Below are 14,460 nucleotides of genomic sequence, written 5' to 3'. Positions count from 1 at the left end.
TTCGGTGAGCGTTGCGTTCGTCTAGTTGACCACCCCCAAGTCGGATGTTAGAATCCGATCACAGCTTGACGATGCGCTCTGGTCCGATGTGGCAGCGAGGCAATGAGTGCAAAGATGGGAGAGAACAAGAGCCAGTCAAGCCGACTCCGGTCCCTCCGAGATTCCGTGAAGAAGATCACGAAACGGTTGTCTGAGGGTGATGCGGACGTGATACACAAGAACGAAGACCATGCCCGCGAAGTCGAAAAGCTTCGCGTCCAGATCCAGTCGATGGAAGACGAAATCCGCCGGCTGTATCAATCCCGCTACCAGCTCGACCAAGCGACCAAGCAAAACGAGAAGCTCGTCTCCACGCTCCAGGAAGCGAAGGCGCAGATCGAAGCCTTGCGCGCCGAGGTGGAGAAGCTGACGGCGCCGCCTTCGTCCTACGCCATTTTTTCCAGCATGAACGCCGACGGCACGGCCAACGTGTACGTCTCGGGCCGGAAAATGAAAGTGAGCCTCCATCCGTCGATCAAAGGGCCGGCGCTGCGCAAGGGCCAAGAAGTCGTGCTCAACGAGGCGCTGAACGTCATCGAGGCGAAGGGGTTCGACAGTCAAGGCGAAGTGGTCCGCCTGAAAGACGTCTTGGAAGGCGGGCGCGCGCTCGTGACGCTGCATTTCGACGAGGAAAAAGTCGCGGACCTGGGCGATCCGTTGCTGGCGGAACGGCTCAGCGTCGGGGACCATCTCCTCTACGATCCGCGCTCCGGCTACGTGATCGAGAAGCTGCCGAAGTCCGAAGCCGAAGAGCTCGTCCTCGAAGAGGTGCCCGACGTCGATTACGATCACATCGGCGGCCTCCAAAAGGAATTGGAGCAGGTGCGCGACGCGGTGGAACTGCCGTTCCTGCATCCCCATCTGTTCGCGGAGTACAAGCTTCACGCGCCGAAGGGCGTGCTGCTGTACGGCCCTCCCGGCTGCGGCAAGACGCTCATCGCCAAAGCGGTGGCCAATTCGATCGCCAAGAAGCTGGGCCATCTGGAAGGCAAGCAGATCCGGAGTTACTTCCTCCACGTGAAAGGGCCGGAGCTGCTGAACAAGTACGTCGGCGAGTCCGAACGCCAGGTGCGGGAGGTCTTCAAGAAGGCGAAGGAGCGGGCCGAGGAAGGACATCCGGTGATCGTGTTCTTCGACGAGATGGACGCCCTGTTTCGGACCAGAGGAACCGGCATCTCCTCGGACATCGAGTCGACGATCGTGCCGCAGTTTCTCTCCGAGATCGACGGCGTCGAGAGCCTCCGCAACGTCATCGTGATCGGGGCCAGCAACCGGCAGGATCTGATCGATCCGGCGGTGCTGCGCGCCGGCCGGTTGGATGTGAAGGTGAAAGTGGGGCGGCCCGATGCGGCGGCGGCCCGCGACATCTTCTCCAAGTACGTGTCGACCGATCTGCCCTTTGCGGCCGACGAGCTGGAGCGGCACGGGGGGGACCGGAAGGCGCTGGTCGAGCGGCTGACGTCCCTGACGGTGGAGACGATGTATGCCGCCTCCGAGGAAAACAAGTTCATCGAGGTGACCTACGCGAACGGCGAAAAGGAGATTTTGTATTTTAAAGATTTTGCCAGCGGCGCGCTCATCGAAGGGATCGTCTCGCGCGCGAAGAAGTTCGCGGTCAAACGGGCCATCGCGAACGAAGGCACGGGTCTCCGGTCGGACGATCTGATCCGGGCCATCCGCGAAGAATTCAAAGAGCACGAGGACCTGCCGAATACCACCAACCCGGACGACTGGGCGAAGGTCGCCGGCAAGAAGGGCGAAAAGATCATCCACATCCGGACCATCAGCGGCGGCCCCGCTGAATCGAGACAAATCGAAACCATCACCACGGGCCACTATCTCTGATCATCGAGATGATGCAGGAACAGGCACCGACGAGTCGCTCCAGAGTCATCGGCACCGAAACGGAGTTCGGCATCGCGGCGAAGGACGCTTCTGCCGCCGATCCGGTGTCGGGCTCCATCGCCGTCATCGGCCATTATCCGCGCCTGCCCGCGCCGGCCGCCATCTGGGATTACGAGCATGAGAATCCCCTGTTGGACGCGCGGGGATTCGAAGTGGACGGCGAACGGGAGCGGCCCAACCCCGATTACAATCGGCAACTGAACAAGGTGCTCGCGAACGGGGGGCGGCTCTACGTGGACGGCGCGCATCCCGAATACTCCACGCCGGAATGTTCGAATGCGCGGGAGATCGTCGCCTTCGAACGGATCGGCGAGCGCATTCTGGCCCAGAGCTTGGAGGCCATGACGAAGGCCCGCGGGCGCGAACAGTATGTGCTGTACAAGAACAACTCCGACGGCAAGGGCAACAGCTACGGGTATCACGAAAACTATCTGGTGTCCCGCTCCGTCCCGTTCGAGACCATCGTCAGGACGCTCACGCCGTTCCTGGTGACCCGGCTCATTTTTGCGGGGGCCGGCAAAGTTGGAGCAGAGAATCAGACCGGGCCGGCCGAATATCAGATCTCCCAGCGCGCGGACTTTTTCGAATGTCTGGTCGATCTCAATACGATGGTCAAACGGCCGATCATCAACACCCGCGACGAGCCGCATGCCGATCAGACCAAGTACCGGCGCCTGCACGTCATCGTCGGCGACGCGAACATGGCGGAAGTATCCACCTATCTCAAGGTGGGAACGTTGAATATGGTCCTCGAATTGCTCGAAGCCGGCTGGGAGCTGCCGCAGCTGGAGCTGGACGAGCCGGTCCGGGCCATCAAGCAGGTGTCGCGCGATTTGGACATGAAGGAGACCGTCAAGCTGGCGGGCGGGCGGCCGACGACGGCCATCGAGGTCCAGCGAGCGTACCTCCAAGCGGCTCAGCGATACTATGGCGCGCATCCCCCCGATCCGGTGACGCAGGACGTGCTCGGACGGTGGGAGAGCGTGTTGAATAAGCTGGAGCAGGATCCACGGTTGCTCGTGCGCGAGCTGGATTGGGTGGCGAAGCGCCATCTCATCGAATCGTACATGGGGCGCAAAGGTTGCGGCTGGGACGATTCCCGCATGAAGCTGATGGACCTGCAGTATCACGATGTGCGCCCCGACAAAGGGCTGTTTTACACGCTGGAACGGGGCGACATGATCGACCGAATCGTCAGCGACCAGGAGATCGAGCGGGCGGAGCTCACGCCGCCGCCCGGGACGCGGGCCTACTTCCGCGGCCGGTGCGCGAGCAAGTTCGCGCAGGCGCTCTATGGCGCCAGTTGGACCTCCGTGCTGTTCGACGGGGAGCACGCCACGATCAAGAAAGTGCCGCTCATGGATCCCCAGAGAGGCACGAGGGCGTTGACGGAGCGGTTGCTGGACAGCGTCGACACCGTGGACGCCCTGCTGGAGAAGCTGAAAGCATGACGATGCGCCATGGTTGAGCCGAGCCCCCGATGAAGCTGCCGTTCTTTCCGAATCACGACGAATCCAGTTTCTTCCATTTCCTTTCCACCCACTATCCGGATCTCACGCTGAAACAGGACGGGCTGCCGGCCGCCAGACCGGTGTCCGCCGATGCAGCAGGATGGACGGCGCCGATCATCGTCCCGCAGGCCACGACGGTCTTGGCCATCAAGTACCAGCAGGGGGCGGTGATCGCCGGAGACCGCCGGGCGACGGAAGGCTTTCAGATCGCCGATCGCCGCATCGAGAAAGTCTTCAAGATCGACGACTACTCCGCCATGGCGATCGCCGGCGCGGCCGGTCCTTGCATTGAAATGGCGAAGCTGTTTCAAACCGAGCTGGAACATTACGAAAAGCTCGAAGGGATGCCGCTCTCCTGTGAAGGCAAGGCCAACAAGCTCGGACAGATGGTCAAGGCCAACCTGCCGATGGTGTTCCAAGGCCTCGTCGTCATGCCGCTGTACGTCGGCTACGATCTGAAGCGCACCGAAGGGCGCATTTTCAAATACGACATCACCGGAGGCCGCTACGAAGAGTCCGACTACCATGCCATCGGGTCCGGCGGTAAAGACGCCCGCAACACGATGCGGGAGCATTTCAAAAAGGGGCTGTCGGAGAATGATGTCCTGGAGCTCGCCCTCCTGTCTCTCTACAACGCCGCGGACGACGATGTCGGCACGGGCGGCCCGGACCTCATCCGCGGAATTTATCCCACCGCCAAGCTCGTCACGGCGTCGGGGATCACCGACGTGTCGGACGGGCGGATTCGCGATATCTACGACGAACTGATGAAGACCCGCCGCTTCAGGGAGGGATGACGATGCCGATGCCCTACTACGTCTCTCCCGAGCAGATGATGCAGGACAAGGCGGAGTATGCCCGCAAGGGAATCGCCAAGGGCCGGTCGATCGTCGCCATGGAATATGTGGACGGCCTGCTGCTGACGGCGGACAACCCCAGCGCCTCCCTGCACAAAGTCTCGGAGATCTACGACAGCATCGCCTTCGCCGGGGCGGGGAAGTACAGCGAGTTCGAAAATCTGCGCAAGGCCGGTATTCGCCATGCGGACTTGAAGGGCTTCATGTACAGCCGCGAGGATGTGACGGGCCGCTCCTTGGCGAACGGGTACTCGCAGAGCCTCGGCACCATTTTCAGCCAGGAATTGAAGCCGCTGGAAGTGGAAATTCTGGTGGTGCAGGTCGGCGCCGACGGCCACCCGAACGAAATGTATCGCATCTCGTTCGACGGCAGCATCATCGACGAAAAGAACTTCGCGGTGATCGGCGGCCGCGCCGAGGCGGTCCAGACGTTTCTGAAAGACCGGATCTCCGGCCAGCTCCCGTCTCTCAAAGCCGCCGTGACCCTCTGTGTCTCGGCGCTTGAGCAGACCGCGAACCAAAAATTGCAGCCGGAAGGTCTCGAAGCGGCGGTGCTGGATCGGAATCGACCCGGCCGCAAGTTCCGGCGGTTGGGCGTGGCCGAAATCCGGCAGCTTCTCTCTGCTTCCTGACCCCAGCCTCGACATCACCAAGTCGTCCGTCAGTTGAAGATCACGGGTGGGGTGTGTATTCTGTTTGTACACTCCATGTTGTCCCCCGGCCCAATGAAACAGCGGATCTTCGGCCTCGAGAACGAGTACGGTTTGATCTTTTCGCCGAACGGGCGGATCTATCTGCCGATGGAAAAGGTCCTGGGCTATATCTTCGAGGGGCTGATTCCCAACAGCTGGCCGTCCAACGCGTTTCTCGTGAACGGCGCGCGGTTCTATCAGGACACCGGGTGCCATCCGGAATATTCGACGCCGGAATGCGACAACATTCTGGAGCTCGTGACGCATGACAAAGCCGGTGAACGCCTGCTGGAGGCCTGTTTGCCGGCGGCCGAGGAGCGGCTGCGCGAAGAAGGCCTGTCCGGCGAGATCTACATCTTCAAGAACAACACCGATTCGCTGGGCAACACCTACGGGTGCCATGAAAATTTCCTCATGCGCCGCGACGTCGATTTCTGGAAAGTCACCGAGCAACTGATTCCGTTTTTCGTTACGCGGCAGGTGTACGGGGGCGCCGGCAAGGTCTTGAAGGTCAGCGGCAAGCCGCAGTACTTCATCTCGCAGCGCGCGCAACACATCCACGAGAAGACGTCGTCCTCGACCACTTCGTCGCGGAGCATCATCAACACGCGCGACGAGCCGCACGCCGACGCGGAGCGCTATCGCCGGCTCCACATCATCGTGGGCGATTCCAACATGTCGGAGTTCGCCACCTATCTGAAGGTCGGCACGGCGGCGCTCGTCCTGTCGATGATCGAAGAGGGCTATGCGGTGCACGGCATGGAACTGGAAGATCCGGTCAAAGCCATTCGGGAGATCTCGCGCGATCCGACGTTGAAAAAGAAGGTCAAGCTGGACGACGGGCGGCAGATGACCGCCATTGAAATCCAGCAAGTGTACCTGGAGCGCGCGAAAGACTATTTGGACCGGCAGGAGCACGAGCCGATCCTGGACGACGTCTTCGACAAATGGGCCGACGTACTGGCGCAGCTCGAAGACGACCCGATGCAGCTCACGCATCGTGTCGATTGGGTGACGAAGAAACATTTGATCCAGTCCTACGTCGATAAGAAGGAATGCGGTTGGGACGACCCACGGGTGTTTTTGCTGGATCTGCAATTTCATGACGTGAAACGCACCCGCGGGCTGTACTATCTGATGGAGTCCCGGGGGCTGATCGAACGGGTGGTCGAAGAAGAGGCGGTGCAGCGTGCGATGTCGACCCCGCCGCAAACCACGCGGGCCAAGGTGCGCGGCGACTTCATCCGCTTCGCCCGGGCCAAGAACCGGTCCTACACGGTGGATTGGACATATCTGAAGCTGAACGGCTATTGGGAAGAGACCATCCTCTGTATGGACCCGTTCAGCGCCGCCAATCGGCGGGTGGAAGAACTGGTTGCGCAGGTGTCGGGAACGAGATTTTACCGATGAGGAAACTCGCAGCACCGGGAATCGGACGAGGGGTGGTTCCGGCGGGCCGCCGGCTGATCATGGCCGTCGTCCTTTTGGCCGGCGTGTTCCCCGTCGATTTATTCCCGGGCTCGTTGCCGGCGCCCCAAGGCATCGACGGACAATACAGCGGGAAGCAGGGCCGGATCATCGTGGTCAAGATTCCGTCGGATGACCCCACGGCGGAGATTCATGGGAGCTTCCTCGGCCGCACCGTGCCGTTTTTTGCCGATCCTCGGCCCGGTGAGCCGAAGGGATTTGTCGGGCTGGTCGGCATAGATTTGCAGGATGAGCCGGGGACGCATGAGCTCACGGTGGCTATCAGGCAAGGTGACCAGACCAGGGGGTTGAGTTACCACATCCTCGTCGTCAAAGAAAAGTTCCGTGTCGAGCACCTGACACTGCCGAAAGACAAGGTCGACTTGGACGAGAAGAGCCTCGCGCGGTGGAAGGCCGAACAACAAGTGGTACAGGAAGCGCTGGCGGCTGAGTCACCGATGAAACTGTGGCAAGCCGGGTTTCTGGAGCCGGTCGCCGGCCGGCGGACGGGCATCTTCGGCAGCGTGCGGATCATGAACGGGCAGGCGCGCAGTCCCCACAACGGCGAAGACATCGGCGCGCCGCTCGGGGCGGATGTTCTCGCGACCAACGACGGCATCGTACGCTTGACCGTCGATCACATCTTTTCGGGCAAAGGCGTTTACCTCGATCACGGCCTCGGCTTCTATTCCATGTACTTCCATCTGTCCGACGTGCTCGTCAAAGAAGGCGATGTCGTCAAGGCGGGCCAGGTCGTCGGCAAAGTCGGCGCCACCGGCCGCGCCACCGGTCCCCACCTCCATTGGGGCGTCAAACTCAACGGCGCCCGCGTGAATCCCTACGCGCTGCTGGAACTGCCGTTTCAAAGCTTTCCTACCTCAGTGCCGGTCAGCGTACCGGCTTCCCGCTAGCAAATCTTCCAACTGTTACGGCGCGATTCCCAGTCCTCCGAGCAACGGCATGAGGGCGGCTTCGCCGGGGCCCTGGCCGTTCTTCATGGCCTCGCTGATGTCATCGAGAAGCCGCCCCGCCTCCGGATCGATGCTCTTCAATTTCTCGCCCAAGTGGCCCGACAACATGCCTTGCTGCACTTCTCCCTCGGTCAGTTTTCCGGCTTTAATGCTCTGATCCAGCATCTGCGCCAGCCGCTGCACTTTGCCGTACAGCTCGGGAGACATCGAGTTGAGGATATTCATCGCGTCCTGACGTCCGCCCATCTGAGCGGAGGCCGTGGACAGGTGATTGGTCAGCCAGAGCACCGCAAAGAGGATCGCGCAGAGTATTTTCATCGCATGCTCCTTCGTATTGTGGATCCACCGGAGATCGCGATTCATTATGCGGCGTTCCGAGAGATCGCGACAGGAAAAAACAGGTTTTGCTTTGATCGGCTCGTCTCACGAGGGGCAAGGGAATCTGAATTCGCTAGGCGCCCTCGTGCCTAGGGGATATGCTTAGGCCGGTTATCATTGACGGCCAGGAGGGCTATCCATGTTGGCGGAATTCGAGTTTCCCGACGTGACGGTGTACCTCATCGCGATCTTGGGGCTCTTGGTGCTGTGGCAGTACTATCAGATGCAGATCATGGCCGGGCGGATCCTGGCCGTCGACATTTTCGATCGGTCGGGCGTCCGCATGTATATTTTTGCGACGCCCGATGACGACCATATCTGCGAGGTGTGCTCGGCGTCCAGCGGCCGTGTATTCTCGCCCTCCCAGGTCGCCAAAAAGGGATTTTCTCCGCTTGCCGGAAAATGCAAACGGCCGGTCCCGTGCCTCGGGGTGCTGGTCGGCCTCTACGGAGGTTGGTTGGAAGCCAGGGGGGTCGTGGAGCGGCTCCGGGCGAACTTAAAGAAGGGCGGGATTCAGCTCTCCAGCGAAGAGATGCGGGCCATGGTGAACGGGCAGTGGGAGCGGAGTATCAGCGCGGAAACGGACCGGCTGGGAATCCACATGATCGAGGCGCTCTGCTACGAAAAGATCAACCAGGCGGTGTCGACGGTCGGGTACCGGTACGTGGTCGAAGAGGCGAAAGAGGTGCGGCATCTCATGCTGCTCGTGCCGGCCTATCTCCGGCTGATCCAGTTGCTGGTCCGGTCGGGTGAAAGCGAGAAAGCCCTGGAGCTGATCGAGCGCTTCGAGAACCGGTTCCCGGCCAACAAGCGGGGCCCGCATTTTCCGTCGGATGAGCAGCGGGAGGTGATCAAAACGAGAAAAACACACCTCATCAAAAGCCAGCCGCTGAAGATGCCGGCCTAGCCGGGGGAGCGACGTCTCGTCCTGCCTGCCCCCTATCCGCCTAGCCCGCATTATTCACGAGCGCTTCTGCTGCAATCGCCGATCCGCTGCTGCGACGAACCTTCGGCCGGCGGGCTCGCCCTTCGGGCCCTCGACGTACTGCACGAGTACGCCGCGCGTCCTCAGGGCTCCGCGCGCCGGTCTCGCGACGCGGCTCCGCGATTTCGCGACGAACCGTCATGAATAATGCGGGCTAGTAGTTCGATTCCAGGCTCGACGGCGTCTTGTTCAACACGGTGCCGGCTGCGCGGGAGAGGGCGGCGTCGTTGGAATGGTCGAGAGCGTAGATGCGGAACTGCACGAGCCTGGTGGGGAGCAGGTCCAGAAATTCTTCCAACGGCTCGGTGGAGACTTGCTTGGTGCCGGGATCGTAGACATAGAGCGGATTGCCGCGCCGGTCTTTGGGATCGGGCCGCGGGTCCAGCGGCGCCATATCGACACGGAACGGCACTTTCTTGAGGCCGGCCGGGAGCTCTTTGACGATCTGTTGCTCGAATTGCTCGCGGCTCGGAAAATCCATGCCGCGCTCCTGGCCCTTTTCCTTCAGCGCCGTGCTGTAGGCCATCTTCCACTTCACATCCCGATCCAGGATCCGCCCCCACTCCGCCGCAAGCCGCTGCCGCGCCCGCCGGCGTGACCGTTTCCATCCCCGCACCTCTTCCAGCAGCGACCAATCCGTCAAGGTCAGGTACTCCGCCATATTCTTCCGCGGGTCGTGCGGCAGCACGAGCTTCATCGTGTCCCCGAAAATATCCCGCAGGTGGATGTCGATGGCCCTGGTCGTCCGGTGAAAATAGACGTTGGAATAGAGATACATCCTCGTGTTGAGAAACATCTGCAACGCGGGCAGGCCGGTTTTGTGGATCGTAAAGCCCTTTTCGGTCACGATGGTGTAGTGGATGAGCCGCGTCAGGTCCACCGGCCCCACGGCCACACCGCACATGTACGAATCTCTCAGCACATAGTCCAGGTTATCGCCGGTGTAGCTGCCGGAAATCACCGGCTGCAGCATATTGAGCCATTTCGGGATGCGGCTGTTGTCCTTGCTCTTTTCTTTGAGGATGAGATGCGCGATCTGGTCGGGGTTCAGCTCTTCCCCTGTGGCGAACGGTCCGGAGGGGCTGCGGCGGATTTTCCGGATGATGGGCCCCAGGTGCTCGCGAATGATGATTTGGCCCAGCTTTTCATGGGTCAAATGAAACGCATCCAGGAAGTTGTCGTCGAAGAAATGGCAAAAGGGGCCGTGCCCGATATCGTGGACCAGCGCCGTGACGCGCAGCAGCTCTTCGACGTAGTTGGCCGACGGCACGTCGTTCACGACTTTCTTGAGGAACGGATAGAGATGCCGGGCGAATCGTCCCGCCACATGCATGGTGCCCAAGGAATGGACGAAGCGGGTATGTTCGGCGGAGGGGTAGACCCAGCGGGCGCTCTGGAGTTGATAGATATACCGGAGCCGCTGCACCCAGGGCGAATCGATCAAATCTTTTTCCGTCCGCTCGTGTGGATCGGGGCGGGCGTAGGGGACAGTGAAGGAGACGTATTTGTGGATGGGATCGGCGATGAGGGCCGAGCCGTCATAGGGTGCCTGAGTATCGTGCCGCTGTCCCATGGTCGGGACGATCTTAGCCCACCCGCTCGGAAGGCGGCAATGGCTCGACGGCGACCGGGCCGGACCGGCGGCGGTGCTTGGAGATGAAGAAGTAGGCAGCCGGGTAGGCCAGGAGGGCGCCGACGATGCTGAGCACGAAACCGCCCAGCGCGAATGGGATGGCGTAGGGGAGGATCTGCTGATAGACCGCAGCAAAGCTCAGATCGTCCCAGTCGAAGCTCGGGACGTCGGTGCGTCCCATCAACAGCGCACCCGTCCAGTACGTCGCGCCGAGGATCGGCACGACCGTCCAGGGATTGTTGACGAACGCGCCGGCCATCAAGGCCAGAAAATTCAGGCCGAACAGCCAGGTGCAGAGCACGACCATCACGGTATGGAGCCCGTAGGCCGGCGAGAAGGCGATGAAGACTCCCAGCGCAAACGCCAAGGCCGTCCGACGAGGCGATTCCCGCAGGTGCAGCACCTGCCGCAAGAGCGACCTGAACGACCGATTCGGTTGGTCTGTGCTCATGAGCGAAAGTGCTCGTAGCTGGTGACCGGCAGCCGGCGCAGGTTCCCGCTGGCGTCGCGCAGGCGTATTCCGAAGCTCTTCGGTTGTATCACCCCGATACGGGTCAGGCGGCGGCCCGGCTCGCCGGCAGCGCGCTGCAGCCGGCGCAAGTTCGCCGGCGAAACGGTGAACAGCAGCTCGTAGTCTTCACCGCCCTGCAACGCCAGCGCGGCCGGGTCGGTGCCGGCTGCCTTGGCATAGGCCGTCAGCGCTGGAGACAGCGGCAGCGCGGCGGTGTGAAGTTCGGCTCCGACGCGGCTCTCCTCGCAAAGATGCCGGATGTCGCCGGATAGGCCGTCGGAGAGATCGATGGCGGCGGTGGCCAGCCGATGCGTGCCCAGGAGTTGCCCGAAGCGGCAATGGGCGAGGGGCCGGCGATGCCGGCGGAGCAAAAAGCGGCGGTCTGCCGGAGGCAGCCGTGTCGCCGCCATCGGCCGGCGGCGGGAGAGGAGCTGCAGTCCGGCCAGTGAATCGCCGAGCGTCCCGGTCACGTAAATCGCATCGCCGACGCGCGCGCCGCTGCGCAACAAGGCGGATCCGGCCGGCACAGTGCCCGTGACCGTCACGCTGAGAAACCACCCGTTCGCCGAGGCGGACGTATCCCCGCCGATCAACGAGACCCGGTACGGCCGGCAGGCGGCCATCAGGCCTTTGTACAATTGCAGGATTTGCGGCGCGGCGCAGGCAGCGGGAGCGGCGAGCGCGACGAGAACATGCTCGGGCCTGGCCCCCATGGCGGCGACGTCACTCAGATTGGCGATGGCGGCTTTGTATCCTACGTCCTCGAACGACGCGGTCCGCAGGTCGAAATGCACGCCTTCGGCCAGGAGATCGGTGGTCAGCACGAGGTGGCGGCCCGCGGGCATCGCGACGACCGCGGCATCGTCGCCGATGCCGCGGATGAGCGCGTTGTCGCGCGATGGAAACCGGCGCTGAAGAGTCCGGATCAACCCGAATTCCGAAAGGGGGTGTCGGGCCTGGCGCGGGGCCACGGGCGCCACCTACCGCGTCAGCGCGGGGGGCGCTGTTCTCATGGCGGGGCGGGGCACGTGGGATTCCGCCGGCCGGCCGCCTCGGTTGGGACGGGCCGCTCGATTCCGCGGCGGGGCCGCCGGCGACGACGGTTTCTTGGCGGCCTGCGCCGGTTTGGGCTTCCGCCCCAGCGCGATTCTGATCACGTCGTCCATGGTGTCGGCGAAGGACAACTGGATGCCTTTGAGCAGGTGCTTCGGGATCTCTTCCAAGTCTTTCTTGTTGCGGCGCGGCAGGATGACCATCGCCAGCTTCGCCCGCTTCGCGGCGAGGATTTTTTCCTTCAGCCCGCCGATCGGCAGCACTCGTCCGCGCAGCGTGATTTCGCCCGTCATGGCGAGATCGCGCCGGGCCGGGATGCCGGCCAGGGCCGAGGCGATGGCCGTCGCCATGGTGATGCCGGCGGAAGGTCCGTCTTTCGGGATCGCGCCGGCCGGGACGTGGATGTGCAGGTCCTGCTTGCTGAAGGCGTCCGGATTGATGTTCAACGTTTTTTCCCGCGACCGCACGTAGCTCAACGCCGCCTGCGCGGACTCCTTCATCACGTCCCCGAGATGGCCGGTCAGCGTCAGCTGCCCCTTGCCTTTCATCACGGTCGCTTCGATGTAGAGCACGTCGCCGCCCGCTTCGGTCCAGGCCAGGCCGGTCGCCACGCCGACCTCGTCCTTTTCCAGCTCGGACTCCGGCAGGTATTTCGGCACGCCGAGATACTTGTGCAGGTTGCCCGGGTTGACCGGAAAGCCCTGGCCTTTGCCCTCGGCCACTTTCTTGGCGACCTTGCGCATCACATTGGCGATTTCGCGCTCCAAATTCCGGACGCCGGCTTCGCGGGTGTAATTGGAGATGATCATGCGGATCGCCGGCTCCGCCACGCGGACATGCCGGCCGGTGATGCCGTGCTCCTCCAGCTGGCGGGGAATCAGATACCGCTGAGCGATGCCGAGCTTTTCCTCTTCCGTGTAGCCGGGGATCTCGATGATCTCCATGCGATCGCGCAACGCCGGGAGAATGGGGTCCATCAAGTTGGCGGTGGTGATGAACATCACCTCCGTCAAATCGAACGGGACGCCCAGATAGTGGTCGGTGAAGGCGTTGTTCTGCTCGGGATCGAGGACCTCCAGCAGGGCGGCCGAGGGGTCGCCGCGGAAATCCATCCCGACTTTGTCCACTTCGTCGAGCATGAACACCGGGTTGCTGGTGCCCGCCTGTTTCATGCCCTGGATGATGCGGCCGGGCAAGGCGCCGACGTAGGTGCGGCGATGGCCGCGGATTTCCGCTTCATCCCGCACGCCGCCGAGGCTGATCCGGACGAATTCCCGTCCCAGCGCCCGCGCGATCGATTTGCCCAGCGAGGTCTTGCCGACGCCCGGCGGGCCGACGAAGCAGAGAATCGGGCCCTTCATTTTCTCCTTGAGCTTCCGCACGGCGAGATATTCGAGGATGCGTTCCTTCACCTTCTCGAGATCGTAGTGATCCTCGTTCAACACCTTGGCGGCGGCCTTCAGATCCAGATTGTCCTTCGATTTTTTCGACCAGGGCAGCTCGACCATCCATTCCAGATACGTCCGCACGGTGGCCGACTCGGCCGTATCCGGGTGCATCTTCTCCAAGCGCTTGAGCTGCTTCTCGGTTTCCTTCAGGACTTTCTCCGGCATCTTCGCGTCTTTGATGCGCTTGCGGAATTCGGTGACTTCCTCGGCCCGTTCGTCCAGCTCGCCCAGCTCTTTTTGAATGGCCTTGAGCTGCTCGCGCAGGAAGTACTCGCGCTGCGTCTTGTCCATCTCGCCCTTGGCCTGGGCCTGGATCTTCTGCTGCATCGAGAGGACTTCGATTTCCTTCCCGAGAATGTCGCTCACCTGGCGCAGGCGCTGAATCGGATCGGTGATCTCCAGCACGGCCTGGGTCACGTCCACTTTCAGCCCGAGGTTGGAGGCCACCATGTCGGCCAGCCGGCCTGGTTCCTCCAGGTTCTCGATGACGACCATCACGTCGGGGATCAGCACTTTGCCGAGGCTGACGATGCGCTCGATCTGCTCTTTCACGGTCCGCATGACGGCTTCCGCCTCGAGCGTCGTCACGGAGGCTTTGGTGTCGGGCAGCTTGTCGATCCGGACCGAGTAGTAGGGCTCCGTCTGGATATAGTTCGTGATCTTGCCCTTGGCGATGCCCTGGACGAGGATCTTGATGCGCTCGTCCGGCAGCTTGAGCATGCGCATCACGATCCCGACCGTGCCGACGGCATGGATGTCGTCGGGGGTCGGATTCTCGACATCCAGCGCCTTCTGCGTCGCGAGGAAGATCATGCGGTTCCCGGCGAGCGCCGCTTCGATGGCCTTGATCGACATCTCGCGCCCGACGAAGAGCGGCAGCACCATATAGGGAAAGACGACGATGTCGCGGACCGGCAGCATCGGCAGCTGATCGGGCACGTCGACGTTCTGGGGCGGTTGGATCTCTTGTTCGTTCGGGTCTGTCATAATGGTGTGGGTCTCTCGACTCC

Annotated in this window: 12 protein-coding genes; 7 read left to right on the top strand and 5 right to left on the bottom strand. The window is 62.2% G+C overall.

Annotation, left to right across the window (positions count from 1 at the left end; translation table 11 throughout):
* The first annotated feature begins 114 nt into the window (after positions 1 to 114).
* From arc to NITMOv2_RS16295, 6 genes are all read left to right on the top strand, one after another.
* The gene (gene arc, locus NITMOv2_RS16320; protein ID WP_083448126.1) at positions 115 to 1,884 is read left to right on the top strand and encodes a proteasome ATPase; all 1,770 of its coding nucleotides are present in this window, start codon (positions 115 to 117) and stop codon (positions 1,882 to 1,884) included.
* An 8-nt stretch (positions 1,885 to 1,892) separates the two neighbouring features.
* Positions 1,893 to 3,395 (top strand): depupylase/deamidase Dop, encoded by a 1,503-nt coding sequence (dop, locus tag NITMOv2_RS16315; protein WP_238590373.1) that lies wholly within the window; start codon positions 1,893 to 1,895, stop codon positions 3,393 to 3,395.
* 29 nt (positions 3,396 to 3,424) lie between these two features.
* Positions 3,425 to 4,252, top strand: coding sequence for a proteasome subunit beta (gene prcB / locus NITMOv2_RS16310; RefSeq protein WP_053380875.1), 828 nt, complete (start codon positions 3,425 to 3,427; stop codon positions 4,250 to 4,252).
* Positions 4,249 to 4,944, top strand: a complete 696-nt coding sequence (prcA, locus tag NITMOv2_RS16305) for a proteasome subunit alpha (protein WP_238590372.1) — start codon at positions 4,249 to 4,251, stop codon at positions 4,942 to 4,944. The genes prcB and prcA overlap by 4 nt, the downstream gene beginning before the upstream one ends.
* 93 nt (positions 4,945 to 5,037) lie before the next feature.
* Positions 5,038 to 6,414: a Pup--protein ligase gene (gene pafA / locus NITMOv2_RS16300; protein WP_053380873.1), complete on the top strand. Its 1,377-nt coding sequence runs from the start codon at positions 5,038 to 5,040 to the stop codon at positions 6,412 to 6,414.
* Positions 6,411 to 7,382 (top strand): M23 family metallopeptidase, encoded by a 972-nt coding sequence (locus tag NITMOv2_RS16295; RefSeq protein ID WP_083448125.1) that lies wholly within the window; start codon positions 6,411 to 6,413, stop codon positions 7,380 to 7,382. Before pafA ends, NITMOv2_RS16295 begins: the two co-directional genes overlap by 4 nt.
* Before the next feature lie 15 nt (positions 7,383 to 7,397).
* On the opposite strand, the gene NITMOv2_RS16290 is transcribed toward NITMOv2_RS16295, so the two are convergent.
* Complete coding sequence (locus NITMOv2_RS16290) at positions 7,398 to 7,760, bottom strand: hypothetical protein (protein ID WP_145976384.1); 363 nt, start codon at positions 7,758 to 7,760, stop codon at positions 7,398 to 7,400.
* A gap of 199 nt (positions 7,761 to 7,959) precedes the next feature.
* Here NITMOv2_RS16290 and NITMOv2_RS16285 point away from each other — a divergent pair, with 199 nt between their 5' ends.
* Complete coding sequence (locus tag NITMOv2_RS16285) at positions 7,960 to 8,727, top strand: hypothetical protein (RefSeq protein ID WP_053380870.1); 768 nt, start codon at positions 7,960 to 7,962, stop codon at positions 8,725 to 8,727.
* 232 nt (positions 8,728 to 8,959) lie between these two features.
* On the opposite strand, the gene NITMOv2_RS16280 is transcribed toward NITMOv2_RS16285, so the two are convergent.
* The 4 genes from NITMOv2_RS16280 to lon are packed head-to-tail and all read right to left on the bottom strand — an operon-like array spanning position 8,960 to position 14,437.
* The gene (locus NITMOv2_RS16280) at positions 8,960 to 10,378 is read right to left on the bottom strand and encodes an HD domain-containing protein (RefSeq protein ID WP_053380869.1); all 1,419 of its coding nucleotides are present in this window, start codon (positions 10,376 to 10,378) and stop codon (positions 8,960 to 8,962) included.
* Between the two features lie 13 nt (positions 10,379 to 10,391).
* A complete protein-coding gene (locus NITMOv2_RS16275; protein ID WP_053380868.1) occupies positions 10,392 to 10,889 on the bottom strand; it encodes a DUF2062 domain-containing protein in 498 nt (165 codons plus the stop codon).
* Positions 10,886 to 11,920 carry a thiamine-phosphate kinase gene (gene thiL / locus NITMOv2_RS16270; RefSeq protein ID WP_053382126.1) on the bottom strand — a complete coding sequence of 345 codons (1,035 nt, stop codon included), beginning with the start codon at positions 11,918 to 11,920 and terminating at the stop codon, positions 10,886 to 10,888. The genes NITMOv2_RS16275 and thiL overlap by 4 nt, the downstream gene beginning before the upstream one ends.
* 9 nt (positions 11,921 to 11,929) lie before the next feature.
* Positions 11,930 to 14,437 (bottom strand): endopeptidase La, encoded by a 2,508-nt coding sequence (lon, locus tag NITMOv2_RS16265; protein ID WP_053380867.1) that lies wholly within the window; start codon positions 14,435 to 14,437, stop codon positions 11,930 to 11,932.
* Positions 14,438 to 14,460 lie beyond the last annotated feature (23 nt).

The sequence above is a fragment of the Nitrospira moscoviensis genome (genome assembly GCF_001273775.1).
GTDB lineage: Bacteria > Nitrospirota > Nitrospiria > Nitrospirales > Nitrospiraceae > Nitrospira_D > Nitrospira_D moscoviensis.
Note: the sequence above shows the minus strand (reverse complement) of the source record. Positions and strands in the feature narration are given on the sequence as shown.